This window comes from Kushneria sp. EE4, assembly GCF_977968315.1.
Genome location: NZ_OZ386212.1, coordinates 1,730,676 through 1,748,762 on the forward strand (window position 1 = coordinate 1,730,676; position 18,087 = coordinate 1,748,762).

General features: G+C 56.0%; 19 protein-coding genes and 1 tRNA gene. 11 read left to right on the forward strand and 9 right to left on the reverse strand.

Annotated features, from left to right (window positions below):
• The first annotated feature begins 158 nt into the window (after positions 1 to 158).
• The gene (locus ACXMYO_RS07920) at positions 159 to 875 is read left to right on the forward strand and encodes a helix-turn-helix domain-containing protein (protein WP_457808352.1); all 717 of its coding nucleotides are present in this window, start codon (positions 159 to 161) and stop codon (positions 873 to 875) included.
• A 479-nt stretch (positions 876 to 1,354) separates the two neighbouring features.
• Positions 1,355 to 2,191, forward strand: a complete 837-nt coding sequence (locus ACXMYO_RS07925) for a tyrosine-type recombinase/integrase (RefSeq protein ID WP_457809479.1) — start codon at positions 1,355 to 1,357, stop codon at positions 2,189 to 2,191.
• 38 nt (positions 2,192 to 2,229) lie between these two features.
• Here the strand turns inward: ACXMYO_RS07925 and ACXMYO_RS07930 are convergent.
• Positions 2,230 to 2,306: transfer RNA gene (locus ACXMYO_RS07930), tRNA-Ile, on the reverse strand.
• A gap of 74 nt (positions 2,307 to 2,380) precedes the next feature.
• On the opposite strand from ACXMYO_RS07930, the gene ACXMYO_RS07935 reads away from it, so the two are divergent.
• A complete protein-coding gene (locus ACXMYO_RS07935) occupies positions 2,381 to 2,977 on the forward strand; it encodes a hypothetical protein (protein WP_438768081.1) in 597 nt (198 codons plus the stop codon).
• 52 nt (positions 2,978 to 3,029) lie between these two features.
• On the opposite strand, the gene ACXMYO_RS07940 is transcribed toward ACXMYO_RS07935, so the two are convergent.
• Both ACXMYO_RS07940 and ACXMYO_RS07945 read right to left on the reverse strand, forming a co-directional pair.
• On the reverse strand, positions 3,030 to 3,590 hold the full coding sequence (locus ACXMYO_RS07940; RefSeq protein WP_457808353.1) for a hypothetical protein: 561 nt from the start codon (positions 3,588 to 3,590) through the stop codon (positions 3,030 to 3,032).
• Entirely contained in the window at positions 3,577 to 4,212 is a 636-nt protein-coding gene (locus ACXMYO_RS07945; RefSeq protein ID WP_438768084.1) for a glycosyl hydrolase 108 family protein, read from the reverse strand. Before ACXMYO_RS07945 ends, ACXMYO_RS07940 begins: the two co-directional genes overlap by 14 nt.
• Before the next feature lie 205 nt (positions 4,213 to 4,417).
• On the opposite strand from ACXMYO_RS07945, the gene ACXMYO_RS07950 reads away from it, so the two are divergent.
• Positions 4,418 to 5,107 carry a S24 family peptidase gene (locus tag ACXMYO_RS07950; RefSeq protein ID WP_438768086.1) on the forward strand — a complete coding sequence of 230 codons (690 nt, stop codon included), beginning with the start codon at positions 4,418 to 4,420 and terminating at the stop codon, positions 5,105 to 5,107.
• Positions 5,108 to 5,286: 179 nt separating this feature from the next.
• Positions 5,287 to 6,831, forward strand: coding sequence for a glycosyl hydrolase family 28-related protein (locus ACXMYO_RS07955; protein WP_438768087.1), 1,545 nt, complete (start codon positions 5,287 to 5,289; stop codon positions 6,829 to 6,831).
• A 108-nt stretch (positions 6,832 to 6,939) separates the two neighbouring features.
• On the opposite strand, the gene dkgB is transcribed toward ACXMYO_RS07955, so the two are convergent.
• Entirely contained in the window at positions 6,940 to 7,740 is an 801-nt protein-coding gene (gene dkgB / locus ACXMYO_RS07960) for a 2,5-didehydrogluconate reductase DkgB (protein ID WP_457808354.1), read from the reverse strand.
• A gap of 293 nt (positions 7,741 to 8,033) precedes the next feature.
• On the opposite strand from dkgB, the gene lpxO reads away from it, so the two are divergent.
• The 5 genes from lpxO (at position 8,034) to ACXMYO_RS07985 (ending at position 12,873) form a co-directional block, all read left to right on the forward strand.
• Positions 8,034 to 8,930, forward strand: coding sequence for a lipid A hydroxylase LpxO (gene lpxO / locus ACXMYO_RS07965; protein ID WP_438768091.1), 897 nt, complete (start codon positions 8,034 to 8,036; stop codon positions 8,928 to 8,930).
• 83 nt (positions 8,931 to 9,013) lie between these two features.
• On the forward strand, positions 9,014 to 9,661 hold the full coding sequence (locus ACXMYO_RS07970) for a 4'-phosphopantetheinyl transferase family protein (protein WP_457808355.1): 648 nt from the start codon (positions 9,014 to 9,016) through the stop codon (positions 9,659 to 9,661).
• A gap of 121 nt (positions 9,662 to 9,782) precedes the next feature.
• Positions 9,783 to 10,997, forward strand: a complete 1,215-nt coding sequence (locus ACXMYO_RS07975) for a putative DNA modification/repair radical SAM protein (protein WP_438768094.1) — start codon at positions 9,783 to 9,785, stop codon at positions 10,995 to 10,997.
• Positions 10,998 to 11,010: 13 nt separating this feature from the next.
• Positions 11,011 to 11,895: a TIGR03915 family putative DNA repair protein gene (locus ACXMYO_RS07980; RefSeq protein WP_457808356.1), complete on the forward strand. Its 885-nt coding sequence runs from the start codon at positions 11,011 to 11,013 to the stop codon at positions 11,893 to 11,895.
• 102 nt (positions 11,896 to 11,997) lie between these two features.
• A complete protein-coding gene (locus tag ACXMYO_RS07985; RefSeq protein ID WP_438768098.1) occupies positions 11,998 to 12,873 on the forward strand; it encodes an AEC family transporter in 876 nt (291 codons plus the stop codon).
• Positions 12,874 to 12,951: 78 nt separating this feature from the next.
• Here ACXMYO_RS07985 and ACXMYO_RS07990 read toward each other — a convergent pair whose 3' ends face one another.
• The 4 genes from ACXMYO_RS07990 to fghA all read right to left on the reverse strand — a co-directional run bounded on the left by ACXMYO_RS07990 (position 12,952) and on the right by fghA (position 16,876).
• Positions 12,952 to 14,439 (reverse strand): sugar porter family MFS transporter, encoded by a 1,488-nt coding sequence (locus ACXMYO_RS07990; RefSeq protein ID WP_457808357.1) that lies wholly within the window; start codon positions 14,437 to 14,439, stop codon positions 12,952 to 12,954.
• A gap of 172 nt (positions 14,440 to 14,611) precedes the next feature.
• Positions 14,612 to 14,995: a DUF4168 domain-containing protein gene (locus tag ACXMYO_RS07995; RefSeq protein WP_115852726.1), complete on the reverse strand. Its 384-nt coding sequence runs from the start codon at positions 14,993 to 14,995 to the stop codon at positions 14,612 to 14,614.
• A gap of 151 nt (positions 14,996 to 15,146) precedes the next feature.
• Entirely contained in the window at positions 15,147 to 15,839 is a 693-nt protein-coding gene (gene mtgA / locus ACXMYO_RS08000) for a monofunctional biosynthetic peptidoglycan transglycosylase (RefSeq protein WP_457808358.1), read from the reverse strand.
• A gap of 182 nt (positions 15,840 to 16,021) precedes the next feature.
• Positions 16,022 to 16,876: an S-formylglutathione hydrolase gene (fghA, locus tag ACXMYO_RS08005; RefSeq protein ID WP_457808359.1), complete on the reverse strand. Its 855-nt coding sequence runs from the start codon at positions 16,874 to 16,876 to the stop codon at positions 16,022 to 16,024.
• Between fghA and ACXMYO_RS08010 the strand changes: the two genes are divergently transcribed.
• Positions 16,875 to 17,192 (forward strand): hypothetical protein, encoded by a 318-nt coding sequence (locus ACXMYO_RS08010; protein WP_457808360.1) that lies wholly within the window; start codon positions 16,875 to 16,877, stop codon positions 17,190 to 17,192. The genes fghA and ACXMYO_RS08010 overlap by 2 nt on opposite strands.
• 28 nt (positions 17,193 to 17,220) lie before the next feature.
• Here ACXMYO_RS08010 and ACXMYO_RS08015 read toward each other — a convergent pair whose 3' ends face one another.
• Positions 17,221 to 17,961 carry a helix-turn-helix domain-containing protein gene (locus ACXMYO_RS08015; protein ID WP_438768106.1) on the reverse strand — a complete coding sequence of 247 codons (741 nt, stop codon included), beginning with the start codon at positions 17,959 to 17,961 and terminating at the stop codon, positions 17,221 to 17,223.
• Positions 17,962 to 18,087: the final 126 nt, after the last annotated feature.

An 18,087-nucleotide genomic window follows, 5' to 3' on the forward strand; every position in this document is an offset into this window, starting at 1 on the left:
GATGTGCTACCAAAGCGTCCTCTATCTTTTTAGCAGCTTACGTCTTTTTCATACCTGCCCAGATGCTCCAGGAAGATGCTCAATGGCTTAGCCTAGACAAGCCCCCCCACCTGCCAATACGATAACGTATAAACAGGCTCACCCGGAGTTCGCCAAGCATGACCGACGATAGCACAATAGGCTCAAGGCTCCGTGAGCTCATGGCCGCCGCCCAAATAAGTGAAAATGAGCTCGCACGTCGGGCTGAAGTTCCACAACCCACTGTTCATCGTATTTTGAAGGGGACCAGCAAATCGCCAAAGATTTCCAGTCTGGAGAAAATTGCCATGACTCTAGGTACCTCTACTGGCTATCTCGCCTATGGCGACTCTTCTCATCGTACTCAGATAGGGCTTAAAGAAATAAAGGCTCTAATGGGCAATCCTACTGCCATAAGCTCAAAAACTTGTCCTACTGATCTGTCAATCTCTAATGTCTATAACTATCCTCTTCTCGAATGGTCTGAAGCGGCAACCTCTTCATCTATCTTTACTGCTGCTTTAGAAGAAAAAAAACTTCGTAATTCAAGCGATTACAAGGTAAAAGAGGTTTGTTTTTGGCTATGCCTCAAAGGAGATGCCATGTCTGCACCTCCCGGAGTTTCTCCAAGCCTTCCTGATAGCACCCAAGTCCTTTTCGATACAGGAATGGAGATTACAGTTGGAAAACTCGTTCTAGCTCAGCTGCCCAACACCCCTTTACCTACCTTTCGCAGGCTTGTAGAGGATACTGGGCATAGATACCTTCAGCCTTTGAACCCTTCTTACCCATTGATCCGCTTGGAAAAAAACTGCTCTATCCTAGCTGTTGCTATCGAGGCCAAGGTTATCCTTTAACCCTTTCCCAGCCTGTTGCGTCCAGCCGCACTCATTTATATTCAAAATTGAATTTGATATTGAATTCAAAAGCGCATAGAATCGCCAATAACATCTACCCAGACAACGCATTTTGCATGGAGCACGGTAGACATGGGGGATCTTCTTAAACCGGAGCAGGTTGCAAATAGGCTTGGCATGAGCTTGAGCTGGGTTTATGGGCATAAACACGAAATCGGATTTGTACAGTTTGGCAGTGCTGTACGTTTTGATCAGTTAGAGGTTGAGGAGTACGCTCAGCGTTGCAGGCGCGGTCCTCAGGAGAAAGAGGACCAGCTATGGGATATACAGTCTCACAAAGGAAAGACCGTGGTACTTGGGTCGTCCGGTCGACAATCGACGGCCGACGCTCTCAACGAACTTTTCAAACGGAGGGAGAGGCAAGGCAGTACGCTTTGAAAGCAGGGGCTCGGCAACAGGAGGAGACATTCAACGGCGTGATGGGACGCAAACCCAAGCGTACCTTCTCGGAAGGCCTTCAGCGGATAGTGAGCGAATACGATGTGCGCTCTCAAAAACAGCACATACTTTTAGTCGCAAAATGGATGGACGAACACGCTCCTGACGTTGTAATTGGCCAGGAATTGCTCGATGCAGCACGAAAAATGCAGAAAGCTTTGAAAGAAAAGGGGTTGGCACAATCGACCATCAACAATCGAATTCAGGTGGTCAAGCGGGTGCTGTCACTTGCTTATCGTGAGTGGGATTGGCTGGACCTACCTCTTGACGGCAAATTACGCAAACCATCTCCCAAAAACGAGCGCCACGTCTATCTGACTGAGCCGGAGCTTGCCGAGTTATTGGAGGCAGTGCCAGCGCGATACGAAGTAGAGCGTCAGGTAATTTTATTGGCAATGCTTACCGGCATGAGACGAGGTGAACTTCTGGCCCTAGAGCCTGGAAATGTTTACAGCGGCCGTATCGTCCTCAAGCCCAACCAGACCAAGAATGGAAAACCAAGAGCCATTCCCCTGTCTGACGAAGCTCAACTGCTGGTAGGAGCCCTACCCTTCGCTACCACGGGGGACAAAGTAAGAGGAGCTTTTGAGAAAGCCAGAGAAACCATCGGACGGCCGGATATTCGCTTCCATGACATGCGACACTGCTACGCGTCGCTGCTGGCAAGCAAAGGAGAAACACTGACAAGTATCAGGGATCTACTGGGGCATTCGTCGCTGACAGTCACTAGTCGATACGCGCATGCAGATCCAGCAAGATGGGACAGTGTCATGGCGAGGTTGCCGCGCATCAGCAACCAAACCGCAACCAAACATTGAACAGGCTGTCTGATAATCCCGTAACCATTTGATTTAAATGGTGGGCCCAGCAGGACTCGAACCTGCGACCAAGGGATTATGAGTCCCCTGCTCTAACCAACTGAGCTATAGGCCCTGATAATGCGGTTGCGTATGATACCCAAAGCACCGCTGTGAGACCAGTGTCGTTTATTAACAAGGAGTGAGCGCATGCGTGATCGTTTCTGGAAGATGCTGGGCGTGGCAGGCGTAGCGCTTGCGGTGACAACGCAGGCACAGGCGGCCTGGCAGTTTGTCCCGGCCGACAGCGAAATTACCGCTCATGTGGCAGGCCAGGGCCAGCGCGGGCCAATGGAGCGGACTTATCATGTCTCCGAACTTAACGGAACCATCGATGATGAGGGGCACTTCGAGATGCCACTGCGCCTTGAGCAGACCGATCTACTGGGCAAGCAGAGTGGCCTGGGCGGGCTTTTGTCGGGACTGTCTTCCGACTCGGCCATGGTGACGCTATCAACGCAGGTCAATCCGGCTTGGCTGAGCAATCTGCAGCCGGGTGACGCAACAACCCGCAATGTCACGCTGACCGCCAGTGGCAATCATTTCGAACGCAGCGAACAGGTGCCCCTGACGCTTGAGCGACTGGATCAACAGTACTATCACCTGACACTGGCCGAACCCATCAGTGTGGATACGCAACAACTCATGCAGCTGGACAACGCGCAGACCGTTTTGTCACTGCTGGGCTATCAGCGCCTGGATGACACCATCCCGATCGAGTTCAACGCTCGCCTTGTCGAACGTTAACTGGATACAAGAGCGCCCGGCATGGCCGGGCGCTTGAGGCAGACAAACATCTTCAATCAAAATCCCGGGGCCGTGGTGGCCCGGCGTCCGAACCCCGATCATTCATTCCCATGTGCGTTTCCTCCATCATGGCACGGCGCTCTACACTGTTGCCGTGAAGGTTGATGCCAAGGATCCCGCTGGCTGAAAAGATCAGCCAGGTCATGATCTCGACGCAATCATGAATTCGATCCGGTGACCTGATGACCGTGATGCAGATGGCCAGGGACATGAGTGCCAGCATGCCGCACAGTGTCCAGCCAACCCCTGCTCGCCAATCGTTTTTGAAAAGCCCTGTGACTGCAATATCCACCGGTTGGGAGGTGGAAGCCTTGTGATCGATGGCCCCCAGCTGTAGCCGAATCCGCTCGACATCCAGCAGTCGGATTCGCTCCATCAGCTCCGGCTGTTCTTCCAGCGCCGCCAGCACGGCGCGGGAGGACGTGTCCTGCCAGCAGCCCAGCGTGGCCGCCACAATGGCCCCCGCTGCTTCACAGGTGACAGGGCTATCAAACAGTTGCGCCACTTCGGGCGCCTCACCAGCGAGACGTCGTCTGACGTCACGCCATTCCATGACGAGATCCTCGTCGTTTGTCGGACTCTCCATTTCGACCAGTGCCAGATTCGATGTCATACATAGCCTCTTCAAGCCTGACGACACGGTCTATCCAGCCTTGTGCAAATGCCTGCTGCGAGACATCGCGCTTTGCAAGATCAACCAGCCACGCCAGACGCAGCGCATTAATGGTACTCGCGAGTGTATTACCGCTGTTTACACCGCGAAGTTTGAGCATGGCGTCCATTGCCCTGAGCGTCTGCGTTCCAATGCAACCGTCTACCGTGATGGCGCTCCAGCGCCGTCCGTTATTGCTCAATACATTGACCACCTCCTGTAATTGCCTTCCGGCACGTCCAGTGCCGCTGTGTACGCCGTAATCCAGCATTGCAATTGACAGTGCGGGCGCACGCGCACTGATCTCGTCGAGTTTCATCGCATGCCAGTAGGTTTTCAGATAGATTTTCTCTGCCAGCTCCTGTGGCAAATCCCGCATGCTGCCGTGGTAACCATGTTCGGCCGCCACACGTTGCGTAATGCCATGATTGGTCGCACCGCCCCTGTCGTCAGGGTGGTCGACAAACCCACCTTCACGCTTCATCAGGGCGATAATGATCTTGCTGCGCTGTGATTCATTCATGAGACTCTCCGTGCGTATGGGATTCTTTATGAAGCACCACTAACAGGCCGGGACTCGCTTACTTTCAAATGGCAATATCCAGTCACCGGATGCACAATATGCACACATTTGGTTAACAAAGCGGAGTATGCATGCGCATTAGTTAACCATCAAGGATAATTTTGGAAAAGTTTTAATACTTCCAGAGAGAATGATTATGCAAAGAGTGAGTGAGATACGACGTGAGAACGCGCGCGCGCTACGCGATCAGGCAGGCAGCAACAAGGCGTTTGCCGAATGCGTCGGAGTCGAGCCGCCTGCAGCCAGTCGAGTATTGAGCAGCAAGGCAACAAGAAATATCGGGGATGATTTTGCGCGCCGTATCGAGGCGGCCTTTGGCAAGGAAGATGGCTGGCTGGACAGTGTGCATGATTCTTTTCGCCCCCATGAAGACAACGTGGTCCCCATGCCGCCACGCAGTGACAACAGCATTGAACAGGCGCCCTTGATGGACGGGATGGCACCTCTGCTCAGCTGGGTGCAGGCAGGCGCGTGGACGGAAACCTCGGCCAGCATCATCGATGATGGGGATCAGGAGTTTTTCCCCCGCCCGCCCAACTGTGGCCCGGGCTGCTTCGTGCTCCGCGTTCGCGGAGAGTCCATGATGGAAGTTTATCCACCGGGAACGCTGATCTTCGTTGACCCGGATGTGCAGGCCATGTCCGGCGATGATGTGATCGTGCAGTGTGAAGAGCACGGCAGCGCTGAGGCTACCTTCAAGCGATATATCGAGGAGCCGGGGCAGCCGCCCATGCTCAAGGCACTCAACCGGGGCTGGGCACAGCAGTACATGACCCTAGGGCCACACTGTCGAATCATTGGTGTTGTCATGGCGCAGATGATGCTGCGTCGTTAGTCATTCCGAATCGATTAGCAAATTATTGTTTAAAAAGGGTTATTCGAACTCATCACTTTTAATTAACCAAAATAAGCAATTTAGGCTTGACCGTATTAACCAAATGATTAACCATGATTACACGTTATCCAAAAAGGATAACGCTACGACACCAACATGGTTATCTTTGGAGAGTACTCATGACCACAGCTACCGTAAAAACCGTTCTGGATTTTGGCGCCGACGCTACCGGCAAGAGCGACAGCTCGAAAGCCTTCAATGACGCTGCGGCCGCCAAAGAGGTGGTAACCGTTATCGTGCCGCCGGGTGATTACGTGATCGCCAACACGGTCAACCTGAATTACAAAAGCCTCAGCGGTGCCGGGCGTGTTCGTGAAAACCAGAATCTGGGCATGTCCCGTCTTCGGCCCTCAAGTGGCCTGAAAGGTCCGATGTTTATCAAACAGGGACCGATGGTGGAAAACCTGCTGGTTCAGGGACACAAGGAAACCGATGGCAACACGGCCTTCGACGCTCAGGGCTACAACAGCGTGTTCAGCAATATTCATTTCACGAATATTCAGTACGCCATCTACGTCAAGGAGATCCTGGTTCACTTCACGATGAAGGATTGCGTCTGCATTCAGGTGGGATACGGGCTCTATTGCGAGGATGCCAAAAACAGCTATTCGACCACGGCACGCTTTATACGCAACGAGTTCAACAACTGCGGCAACGCGTTCGTTTTCCGTCGCCAGATCAATGGCTCCACCTTCCAGGACAACATCTTCGAATTCATCAGTGGCGATGCCTTGCTGGCCTCTCACATCTATGACTGTAACTTCATCGGCAACTGGTGGGAGAAACGTCGTGATACGGGCACCGCTGCCCATGTTCCGCTGGTCGCACCCAAGGATGAAACCGATGACGAAAACGGCTATCCGGCCATTCGCAGCAGCAGCTACCAGCAGATCATGAATTGCTTTGCGGCGGGCAACAAGGTGACCTGGGGCTGGCGCAACGTTTTCAGCTCGGTGCTCAACGACTCCCGTATGGGGGGCGTCTCTACCCACGGCGGTGCCATGGTGGTGAGAACGGCTGCCGGTCGAGCGATGCGCGTTACACCCGACAACATTGTCCAACAGGCTGACAAGTGGTGCTATCTGCCCACCTTTGCCATCGAAGCCGGCAAAAACAGCGCCGGGGCGCCCCGAGGGATTACCCTTCGAACCAAGGGCGGACCGCTGGCGCTCGAGGACCACGAAAAAGGGGCGTTTTCGGGCGCTATCTCCATTGCCAAGGGAGACGACCTCTATGAGCACTACAGCCTGACCCGCAACGCCGCCGGTGTCCCCACAGTGGGTTTGACAGGCGTCAGCGAGATGATGATCAAGGGTGAAAAGGTCAAGCTGACCACCGGCATACCGCAGCATTTCCTGTGGCGTCAGGACAAGCTCAGCCGGGGCCTGGGGTGTTTCACGACCAATCAGGTGACAAGTGAGGGAACGATCAAGCTGGTGACCGAATACCTGCTGGATAACCCGTTGATTCAGGTGACCGTGGAAGACCGGGGTATTCGCTTTGACGGCCTCAAGCATCTGAACAGCTACATCAACGGCAGCAAGACGCGCCGTCAGTGCACGGGATTTGAGCTCTACTTCGTCGATGCCGATGGCAAACCGAAAACGCCGACGTCCTTTTCGATGCAGATGCTCACGCTCAATCCATCGCTGCTGAGCTCCTGAGGTCACTACCGATTCTGTTTCATTCCGATAAAAGGGGCGCCCGCCGGGCGCCCCTTTTGCGTTTTGCCGAATGTTTTTACGGCCTGAGACGGTTTCGGTTCAGAGACATCACTCATCCCAGACCGGCGCAAAGGAAGGGTTGGCAATGCGTTCTCCGCGATCAAGGGCGTTGATGCGCTCGATCTCGTTATTGCTCAGCGAAACCTTCATGGCGTCCAGATTGGACTGCTGGTGCGCGCGCTTCGTCGAGGAAGGAATCACCACAATATCGCGTGCCGCCACCCACGCCAGCGCAATCTGGGCCGGTGTCACGTCATGGTCATCAGCAATACGTTTGAGCGTGTCATCTTCCATGACCTTGCCTACCGCCAGCGGCATATAGCCGGTGACCCTGACCCCCTTCTCCCTGCAATGTTCGACCAGTGCCTTGTTGGCCAGAAAGGGATGCACTTCGATCTGATTGGTGACGATCTGGTCGCCCCCTTTAACCCCGAGCGCCTCATCCAGCTGGGCCATGGTGAAGTTGGAAACACCGATGTTACGGGTCAGGCCGCGTGATTTTGCCTCGGCCAGTGCGCCGATGGACTCGGCCACCGGCACTTCATTATCCGGCGAGGGCCAATGCAGCAACACCAGATCCACATAATCGGTGCCAAGCCTTTCCAGACTCTCTTCAAGGCTTTTGATCAGATCGTCGTGATGGAAGCGATCCGTCCAGATCTTGGTGGTCAAAAAGATCTCGTCGCGCGCCACACCGCTGTCAGCGATGGCCTGGCCCACCTCGGCCTCGTTGCCGTACACCTGCGCGGTATCGATATGTCGATATCCCAGCTCGAGCGCCGTGGTCACCGAATCGATAACCTCCTGCCCCTTGAGTCGATAGGTACCCAGACCAATATCGGGAATCATGTGACCTCCTGTCAGTTGACGCTTGAAAGCGTCCGGTAACGAACTCACGGCCAGCGGCCGTAAACGTTTGATATCCACATACTGACATTAGGCCCTGCGACGCTGCTTTCAAGTCGTTAGCCTGCAAATCATATCGACAGAGGCATCGATCAGAGGCATGATCGACCCTGTTCGATGAGACCGTCAGACTTCCATAATGACACCCTTTCGCGGACATGCGAGACTGCGCCGCCAGTTGACAAGCCAATACCATCGCCGAGCCTACCGGCGATCATCCCGGAAAAGAGATCGCTATGATCAAATGGACAATCGTGGCCCTGATCGTGGCCAGTATTCTTTATGTGCATTTTCGTGGCCGTGTTCGTCACAAGCCCTTTCGCCAGCTGTCGGATCATTCCAGTTTCATGGCGCCCATTAACGGCTTCATGTATCTGTTTTCGAAGGTTCCGGACCGTCCCTACCATCGCGCCGAGGACTTTCCGGACATTGCGGCCCTGACATCGCGCTGGGAAGAAATTCGCGACGAGGCTCTGGCGCTTGAAGACCACATCAAGGGCTCGGCCAAAAAGGACGATGCCGGATTCAACTCGTTTTTCCGCCGCGGCTGGAAGCGCTTTTATCTCAAATGGTATGGCGACAGCCACGAGTCAGCCCGTCAGCTCTGTCCACGCACAACCGAGATTCTGGCCGGCATTCCCGGCGTCAAGGCCGCCATGTTTGCCGAGCTGCCTGCCGGCAGCAAACTGATGAAACATCGTGACCCCTATGCCGGCTCGATTCGCTACCACCTGGGGCTGCGCACGCCCAACGATGATCGTTGCCGCATCAACGTGGACGGCATCGACTACAGCTGGCGCGACGGTGAAGCGGTGCTCTTTGACGAGACCTTCATCCACTACGCCCAGAACGATACCGAGCAAAATCGCCTGATTCTGTTCTGCGACATCGAGCGCCCCATGAAGTATCGCTGGGCCGCGGCGGTCAATCGCTGGTTCAGTCGCAACGTTATGGCGGCCGCTGCCTCGCCCAACGATGAAAACGATCATACCGGCGGGCTCAACCGCGCCTTCAAGTACATCTACAAGGTTCGGGAAGCGGGCAAGCGGCTTAAAAAGAAGAACAAGACGCTGTACTACGTGGTCAAATGGCTGATCTTCGGCGGTATCATCGTCGGTCTGCTGTCACTGTAACGCTGCCTGCCATGTCTGATGCCATCGCGCCCCCACACTTATGCTGGCCCTTTATCTCTTCGGCCAGCGGGGCGCGACTGAGCATGACCTCCTTTGAAGTTCAACGCTTTGACGACAGCGCCTTTGCCGCCTGGGACATGGCGCTGCCGGAGAACCTCACCCGCGCTGTTACCAAGCGTCGCGCCGAATATCTGGCCGGCAGGGTCTGCGCCCGTCACGCCCTCGCCGCACTCGATATTCATGTCAGCGCCCTGCCAGGTCTGGCCGACCGCCGGGTCGACTGGCCGGTACCGGCCCGGGGTGCCATTACCCATGCGCACGATCTTGCCGCCGCGCTGGTCAGTACTGCGCCGATTCATCAGGGTGTGGGAGTGGATGCCGAGCGCTGGCTGACACCTGAACGCGCCGACTATCTCGCCGCCTCGATTCTGACCCCGCACGAGCATCAGGCCATCCAGGCCTTCACGTTTGAGCAGCGCGCACGCGTGATCACGTTGACCTTCTCGCTCAAGGAGAGCCTTTTCAAGGCGCTCTACCCCCTGACCGGTACGCGCTTTTATTTCCACGACGCCTTTATCGAAGAGATCGACCCCACCCTCTCACCGGGTCAATGCACGCTGGTACTCAACTGCATGCTCAGCGAGACCTGGCAGCCGGGCGCCCGGCTGATCGGTGATTTTGCCAACATGAATGATCATGCACTGACCGCCGTCATGACCGGTGTCTCATGACCCTCGCTCGGCCTACAGACCGATAACACCATTCATACCCCTGCCGACAGAATGAATGCAATTCAGTTGTTGTTGGCGCTCGTCATCTATACTGTATACAAATACAGTTAAAGGAGCGCCCATGCAGCTCACCGACAAGCTGATCGTTCTGGCCGACGCCGCCAAATATGATGCCTCGTGCGCCAGCAGCGGCGCGCCCAAACGCTCGTCAAAGGGTCAGAAAGGACTGGGGGCGACCAACGGCAACGGTATCTGCCACAGCTTTACGCCGGATGGCCGCTGTGTGGCGCTGCTCAAGATACTGATGACCAATTTCTGTTTGTATGACTGTCAGTATTGCATCAACCGACGCTCAAGCAACGTGCCCAGAGCGCGTTTCAGCGTGGATGAAATCGTGCGGCTGACGCTCGATTTCTATCGCCGCAACCTGATCAGCGGACTTTTTTTAAGCTCCGGTATCATCCGTTCCAATGACTACACCATGGAGGCACTGGTCCGGGTAGCCCGCACGCTGCGCGTCGAGCATCAGTTTCGTGGCTATATCCATCTCAAGACCATTCCCGATGCGTCGCCGGATTTGATCCGTCAGGCCGGACTGTATGCCGACCGACTCAGCGTCAACGTCGAGCTGCCCACAAGCCAGAGCCTGAACCGGCTGGCGCCCGAAAAAAGCGACATCACCATTCGCCACGCCATGTCGACCATTCGTGACGGCCTGGACGAGGCGACTGCCGAACCCAAAGCGCCGCGCTTCTCCCCAGGCGGACAAAGCACCCAGATGATCGTGGGAGCTGACGACACCGACGACCACACCATTCTGGGCAACGTTCAGTCGCTGTACGGCGATTACCGCCTCAAGCGGGTTTACTATTCGGCCTTTTCGCCCATTCCCGAGAGTCCGTCATCGGTACCGCTGATCGCGCCGCCGCTTTTACGGGAACACCGCCTCTACCAGGCCGATTTCCTGATTCGCGGCTACGGCTTTCGCGCCGATGAACTGCTGGCAGGTCCCGGCAATCTGTCACTGGATATCGATCCCAAGCTGGCCTGGGCGCTCAACCATCGTGAGCTCTTTCCCATCGATCTGGACCGCGCCGACATGTACATGATTGCTCGGGTACCGGGCATTGGCATCACCAGCGCGCGGCGCATCGAGACCCTGCGTCGTGAACGCCGCATTCGCTATACCGACCTGACCCGGCTGGGCTGTTCGATGAAAAAACTGGCGCCCTTTATCACCACCCAGGATTATCGCCCGCGTCAGGCCGGACTGGAACGACAGGCCTTGCTGGCTCAGATGCAGACGTCTGCCCCGGCACAGATGGCGCTGCTCTAGCCTCAAGGGAGCCATGATGACGATGTACACCCTCCACATGACACAAGCGGATTTTGCCTGCTGGCGCGACCATGCGCGCCGATTGCTCGCGGCACGCGTTTCTCCCGGAGAAGTGCTCTGGCAAAGCGAGGCATCGGCAGGTGATCTGTTTGCCAGCAATGATACGGACCTGCCGCCATCCGGCGAGGACCCGCTGGCGCTGAAGCTTTCAAGACAGGATCTGCGTCGACTCGAGTGCGCGTCACATTATTGGCCGTCGCATCATCAGGAGTGTCGCTGGGCACTGCTTTATCGCGTGGTCTGGCGACTGGCGCAGGGAGAAGGCGAAGCGCTGCTGGCCGGTGACCGCGACGGCGCCGTCATCGAGCAGCGTGTCAAGGCCGTCAATCATGAAGTGCATCACATTCACGCCTTTTTACGCTTTCACCCACAGCCTGCCAACACCGAACAACAGCATGCGCCCGAGTTCATTGCCTGGTTTGAGCCCCGCCACGATGTGCTGGAGGCCGCCGCCCGACACTTCATCGATCGGATGGGGCAGCACCGCTGGCTGATCATGACGCCCGAGGGCACCATCGTCTGCGATGGCCGGCAGTGGCATATCGAATGCCCCGAATCCGGCGCCTTTACCGTGCAGGATTATCAGGCGCTGGCAGAAATGACAGAGGACGCCGAGGATCTCTGGCTTGCCTACTACGCCAGCACCTTTAACCCGGCCCGTCTTAATGAAAAAACAATGGTGCGCTGCATGCCGTCGCGCTTCTGGCGTCACATGCCCGAGCGGGTCCTGATCACCGGTCTGATCAGCCATGCCCGCCACGGTGCGCAGCAGCTCGGTCAGGACAGCCGACTTGCCACCCGCCGTGGCCGGACCATTGCGTTGCCCGACAGGTTTTGATACCAGAGCTTTTCATACTCGGGATGACTTGCAAGCAACGGTAGAATGCCGGGAGAATATATAGACTATCGTCTAACGATCTCCCTGCCCTCAAGGTTTCTCATGTTTGCTCAACTTCTGGCGGTCATGATGCCCATCATGATCGGTGCCGGCGTCGGCTATTTCTGGGTGCGCTTTCGACAGCCCTACCCGACAGGCTTTGTCACCAAACTGGTTTTCAACGTGGGCACGCCGTGCCTGATCATCAACGCCCTGTCGGACACCCATGTCGAGCTCTCGGCATTTTCGCGCATGGCCGGCGCCACGCTGCTGTGTCTGCTGGCGCTGCTGTTGGTCGGGCTTGTCGTCTCACGCGTCTCTCGCATTCACTGGAAAGTCATTCTTCCGCCGGTGCTGTTCCCCAATACCGGCAATATGGGTCTGCCGCTGGCGATGTATGCCTTTGGTGAGGGCCAGGGGTTTTCGCTGGCCATTGCCGTGTTTGTCATTGTTTCCATCGCCCAGTTCGTGGTGGGCAGCATTACCAGCAGTTCGCGCCCGGTCAAAAGCATGCTGACCAACCCCACCATTCATGCCAGCATCATTGCCATTGTGCTGATGGCTTATCAGATTACGCTGCCGGCGTGGATGGCCAACAGCATCGAACTTCTGGCAGGCATGACCATTCCCATCATGCTGATCACGCTCGGGGTGGCGCTGGCCAGTATTCGCGCCCGCAACCTGTCGGCCGGTCTGGCCTTCGCCCTCGGCCGGGTGGTCGTTGCCGGGCTGATCGCTCAGGGTGTGGGGCTTTTGCTGGGACTCAATGAAGAAACGCGCGGTATTTTGATGGTCATGATGTGCATGCCGATTGCCGTCTATAACTATCTTTTCGCCCAAAAGGCCGGCCGCTCCCCCGAGTTTGTGGCAAGCCTGGTCATGTGCTCGACGCTGACCTCCTTTATCTATCTGCCCCTGATGCTGATGTGGGTCATCTAGCGCCCTGAATAACGTTTTTTCAATACGAAAAAGGGCCCCACCAAAGTGGGGCCCTTTTTATCGCATCATGAGTACGGATCAGGCCGTTTGGCCCTGCTCTTCACTATACTGCGAGAAGTTTTTGACCCGCCCCTGACGGAATTTTTCGCCCATGAGGGTTTCCATGGACTCCAGCGGCACGCCCTTCGTCTCCGGTACAAAGCGCCAGACGATGAACAGGCTGCCAAGCGTAATGACGCCAAAGAGCCAGAACGGGAAGGCACCGTTGAACACGTCGTTGAGCCACTCGCTGCCGCGCATCATCGGGAAGGTCTGCGCGACGATAAAGCCGGCGGTCCACTGAGCCCCCATGGCAAGCGCCATGCCGGATTCACGAATGGCGTTGGGGAAGATTTCCGACAGCAGCGCCCAGCTGCAGCACCCCCAGGAGATGGCATAGCCCGTGACGTACACCATGATGGCGATCATGGCGGTGTACCCCTGTACGTCGAACCAGAACACGGTCCCCAGCACGGCCATGCTTACAATACAGGCCAGTGAACCGATGGTCAGAAGCTGGACGCGTCCGACGCGGTCGATCAGATACATGCCCGCCAGATTGCCCACTATGAAGATCAATCCGATATAGCCCGTTTGCAACAGCGCGCTGCCAGTGCTGTCGGTCACCCCCGAGAGCACGGTCGGAGCGTAATACATCACCACATTGATGCCGGAGAGCTGCTGCGCGGCGGATAGAAATATGCCGACCAGCGCAATGCCCATCATGACCGGCTTTCTGAGTGCACTGCGCGAGCTGCGCTTTTCCTGGCGAAGCTGGCGATTCATGGCGCGACGACCGGAGGATTTGCCCTCATCGAGGGAGTTGCGCACTTCCTCGACCATCGGGTCGATATCCTTTTTGGCCGTGAACTTTGCCAGGATCTTTCGAGCACGGTCTGGCTGACCGTGCATGATGCACCAGCGCGGCGACTCGGGAACCAGAAAAAGCAGCGCCCCAAAAAGGATGGCCGGAATGGCCTCGGAACCCAGCATCCAGCGCCAGCCGTAGTTATCAAGCCAGGACTGGGCCACATCGCGAGCGATAAAGTAGTTCACGAAAAAAACGATCGTCTGTCCGACCACAAGGGATTGCTGAAACATGCTCAGCGTACGGCCACGCCAGTGTTGCGGTGCCAGCTCACCCATATACATGGGCGACACCACACTGGCGATACCCACGGCCACACCGCCAACCAATCGAAGGATGATATAAAACCAGAAGGTCGGCGCCAGTGCCGACCCAAGCGCCGAAATCAGAAACAGTACCGCCGCCGTCATCATGGTCATGCGACGCCCTAGGATGTTGGCCAGATACCCGGCCCCCAGCGCACCAACAATGCTGCCGATGACAACGCTCGATACTGCCCAGCCCTTCATGGTGGGCGATAGATCAAAATAGGTAGTAATGGAATCGATGGCACCTGAAATCACGGCCGTGTCATAGCCGAAAAGGATGCCACCCAGTGCTGCCACAAGGCAGATGGAAAGTATGTAGCCTATACCGCTGGAGGCCTTTTGATCCGTCATATACGTCCGTCTTCATCCCTGAATGTCACCAGCCTTTTGCTGGTCTTAAGTTACCAGGGGTGAGACTTTAGTAGATAATTACAGTTTGCTCTAACCATGAGTGTAAAAACGCATTGTCAGGCATAAAAAAAGCCGCTTCCGGGGAAGCGGCCTTCATGGTTCGGCGAGAGGCTTACTGCTGTTGCTGCGCCATCTGCTGAACCTTTTGCATCATCTGAGGATCGTTCTGGACGGCCTGACCAATCTGGTTGAACTGCTCAACTTCCAGATCGTTGTCCTGGACGGCCTGAACCATTTTCTGATTGGCCTCTTCGCGGATGCTCTGCTGAGCATCGGCATCGTCAGCACCCTGCAGCTGCTGGGTGTAATCCTGAGAGATGCCTGCAATTTCCTGAGAAGCAGAGGCAAAGTTCTGCAGCTGGTCATCGCTGAAATTCTGTGACTGCTGCTGGCCCTGGGCACCCTGAGCCGGCTGCTCTTGAGCGGCAAGTGCTGGCGTGGCAGCGAGGCCGGTGGCGACCAGCGATGCGGAAACAACTGCGGCAAAACGTTTCATGAACATCCTCCTGACTTACCTTTGCTTTTCAATGCATGCGTACTGTCATTATGACGCCGCAAGACAAATTAAGTTCAACTGACTTTGTTACTGCATGTAATTAATTTTAAAGGCTTTATTGCCTGCCCCGTCACATCCGCGGCCCAACCCACTATAGACGCTGTAAAAAGCGTGTGCCGCCCAGCTGTCTCATTTGCTGTCTCACCCAGGCACTGCGCTGCGCCACGCGGGCACTTGGCGCGGTCGGGCTCCAGCCGCGCGGATTGGGCAGGATAGCAGCAAGCCGGGCGGCCTGGTCTGCCGTGATCTGGCTGGCGCCGATGCCGTAATAGTGCTGGGCGGCCGCTTCCAGCCCGAACACACCTCGATCCCACTCCACAACGTTGAGATAGACCTCCAGAATGCGCTCCTTGGGCCATATCAGTTCGATCAAAAGCGTAAACCAGACTTCAAGGCCCTTGCGAAGCCAGCTGCGATCCGACCATAAAAAGACATTCTTGGCCGTCTGCTGGCTGATGGTGCTCGCCCCGCGCAGGCTTTTTCCCTGCTTCCAGGCCTGAATCGCGGCATGCACCTGATCCAGATCAAACCCGTAATGATAGGGAAACTTCTGATCCTCGGCGGCGATGACGGCAAGCTTTGCCTGATCGGACAGCGAACGCCACGGCGTCCAGTGGTATTGAAGGCTCATGGGGTCGCGATCGATAAGCGAGACGGCCTTGCGCTCCAGCATGACCATCGAACCGGGTAGCGGCACGAAACGAAACAGCGTGACCAGCAGTATTGAAAGCACGATGGCTCCCAGAAAGATTTTCACGCACCATCGCAGCAGCTGTCCGATCAATGCCCTTGTCCTTTATTGCCTGCCGTGGCGCTCGCTTGCCGTATCGCTCGGCGTCGCCGGGTTATCGTTAAAACACAGATTACACGCCGCCGGCCCGGGATGCTTTCTCAATATGGCGATGGCCCATAAGCCTTCGGGGCTCGCAAGCGAGCCCCGAAGATATCTGACCGTGACGTTCGTGGTTACGCCTGATCAGCAAACAGATGATGCGCGTGATATTCCAGGTGGTCATCGATGAAGCTTGCCACGAAGAAATAGCTGTGGTCATAGCCTTCATGACGACGCAGCTTCAACGAGACGCCCTGAATATGACACGCCTTTTCCAGATGATCGGGCTTGAGCTGTTCGGTCAGAAACTGATCGTTCTCCCCCTGATCGACAAGCATGGGCTGTTTGGAAGCCCCGGCAAGCACCAACTCACAGGCATCCCAATCCGACCACTCGGCACGATCATCGCCCAGATAATGGCTGAAGGCCTTTTCGCCCCAGGGGCAGTCCATCGGATTCACCACCGGTGAAAAGGCCGAGACACTGGCATAGCGGCCGGGCTGTTTCAGCGCACAGATCAACGCGCCGTGACCGCCCATGGAATGGCCGCTGATGGCTTCACGCTCGCTGATGGGAAAATGTTCACGCACCAGCGAGGGCAGCTCATCCGTCACGTAGTCGTACATGTGATAGTGCCGGCGCCAGGGCGCCTGTCCGGCATTAAGATAAAAGCCCGCTCCCGAGCCAAAATCGTAACTTTCATGCTCGCCCGGCAGGTCGGTGCCTCGCGGACTGGTGTCCGGACACACGATGGCCATACCCAGTCTGGCGGCCATTTTCTGGGCACCGGCCTTTTGCATGAAGTTTTCATCGTTACAGGTCAGTCCGGACAGCCACCAGAGTACCGGTACGGGGCCTTGTTCTGCCTGCGGAGGTAAAAAGATGCCAAAGGTCATGTCGCAATCAAGCACCTGCGAGCGATGGCTGAAGCGCTTGACCCATCCTCCATGGCTTCGGGTGGCGCTCAACTGTTCGATGGACTGCGTCATGATGGTCTCCACTGAAGGTTTGTCACTGGCACAAGCCACTTCCATTCTGGTCAAAAACAGCCTGATATGCCTGTCGATAGACAACACCCAATACCGGCAAGCGTCGAATATCAATCTGTCGCCGCAGTATAGTGAGCCACGCCGGCAGGCAACAGCAACCGATGAGAGAATCAGACAGGTATGGCGAACCTCTGGCCGCAATCGCCTGCCCCGGCAACGTCGGAGCATCAATGGGGTTGGCGGATACCAGACAAAGAAAGCATGGCTGCAGCGAGCAGACCATGCTTTTTTTGATCGAAAGGCTTCAGGGAGCTGAGGACAAGATGGCTTTGCGTGTCACCCCTTCAGCGCAGGGCGTTACTGCCCTTTCCGGACAGTCGCAAAAGTTCACCGAGACTATCGCCGAGATAGATGTCCGAAAAGTTGGCCACATCATAAAAGGCCTTCAGGTCCGGAATCTCGATTCGATTGCGCTCACGATACAAAAGCCCTTCTTCACGAAGCTCGGAGAAGGTACGGCTGATGTGAACGGCCGAAAGCCCCAGAACATCGGCCAGCACCTGCTGTGAAAGCGGCAGGTTGAATCGGTGCGTGATGTTCGGGGAGCTCCTGCTTAAACGCAGATGCATTTCGCAGATGAAGTGGGCCACCTTTTCACGCGCACTGCGTCGTCCCATGTTGACCAGCCGTTCCGCCATGATGGCCTGCTGCTGTCCTGCCAGCGAAAACAGTATCGTGGTCAGATTCGGCGACGTTTTAAAAATGTCTGTCAGACTCTTGAGTGGAAAGCGACAGATCACCCCTTCTGTCAGCATGGCCACCGACGTCAGATGACGCCGGGGCGAAAAATCGCTCAGCCCGACAAGATCTCCCGGCAAAAAGATATGCAGGATCTGGCGGGTACCATCATCCATCAGCCGATATGAACACGCCCAGCCTTCGCTGAGAACACACAGGGTATCCGCGGGATGGTTTTCTTCCCATAGCATCTGGGCATTCGATACGGTCTGAGGCGTCTTTTCCAGCGCTGCCAGAAGCTCGGCTTCTGTCTCATCAAGCGCACAGTAATATTTGAAGTTACGCACCAGGCAGCGATCCCTGTCCAACGTGGCATGCACCCCTGAATAGCGTTAAAAAGCCATTCCTTATTATAGTAATAATTGATGCATTACCGTCCAAAGATAGGCGCTATTGTTGGACGAATCGCTTCT

Excerpts from the sequence above, each read along its gene's own strand:
- ACXMYO_RS07925 (WP_457809479.1), top strand. The coding sequence starts at position 1,355 with ATGGGACGCAAACCCAAGCGTACCTTCTCGGAAGGCCTTCAGCGGATA.
- fghA (WP_457808359.1), bottom strand. The coding sequence starts at position 16,876 with ATGACGCAGTCCATCGAACAGTTGAGCGCCACCCGAAGCCATGGAGGA.
- ACXMYO_RS07985 (WP_438768098.1), top strand. The coding sequence starts at position 11,998 with ATGTTTGCTCAACTTCTGGCGGTCATGATGCCCATCATGATCGGTGCC.
- ACXMYO_RS07940 (WP_457808353.1), bottom strand. The coding sequence starts at position 3,590 with ATGGAATGGCGTGACGTCAGACGACGTCTCGCTGGTGAGGCGCCCGAA.
- ACXMYO_RS07935 (WP_438768081.1), top strand. The coding sequence starts at position 2,381 with ATGCGTGATCGTTTCTGGAAGATGCTGGGCGTGGCAGGCGTAGCGCTT.
- ACXMYO_RS07995 (WP_115852726.1), bottom strand. The coding sequence starts at position 14,995 with ATGAAACGTTTTGCCGCAGTTGTTTCCGCATCGCTGGTCGCCACCGGC.
- ACXMYO_RS07945 (WP_438768084.1), bottom strand. The coding sequence starts at position 4,212 with ATGAATGAATCACAGCGCAGCAAGATCATTATCGCCCTGATGAAGCGT.
- ACXMYO_RS07990 (WP_457808357.1), bottom strand. The coding sequence starts at position 14,439 with ATGACGGATCAAAAGGCCTCCAGCGGTATAGGCTACATACTTTCCATC.
- dkgB (WP_457808354.1), bottom strand. The coding sequence starts at position 7,740 with ATGATTCCCGATATTGGTCTGGGTACCTATCGACTCAAGGGGCAGGAG.
- ACXMYO_RS07980 (WP_457808356.1), top strand. The coding sequence starts at position 11,011 with ATGATGACGATGTACACCCTCCACATGACACAAGCGGATTTTGCCTGC.
- lpxO (WP_438768091.1), top strand. The coding sequence starts at position 8,034 with ATGATCAAATGGACAATCGTGGCCCTGATCGTGGCCAGTATTCTTTAT.
- ACXMYO_RS07975 (WP_438768094.1), top strand. The coding sequence starts at position 9,783 with ATGCAGCTCACCGACAAGCTGATCGTTCTGGCCGACGCCGCCAAATAT.
- ACXMYO_RS08010 (WP_457808360.1), top strand. The coding sequence starts at position 16,875 with ATGATGGTCTCCACTGAAGGTTTGTCACTGGCACAAGCCACTTCCATT.
- ACXMYO_RS07955 (WP_438768087.1), top strand. The coding sequence starts at position 5,287 with ATGACCACAGCTACCGTAAAAACCGTTCTGGATTTTGGCGCCGACGCT.
- ACXMYO_RS07970 (WP_457808355.1), top strand. The coding sequence starts at position 9,014 with ATGACCTCCTTTGAAGTTCAACGCTTTGACGACAGCGCCTTTGCCGCC.
- ACXMYO_RS07920 (WP_457808352.1), top strand. The coding sequence starts at position 159 with ATGACCGACGATAGCACAATAGGCTCAAGGCTCCGTGAGCTCATGGCC.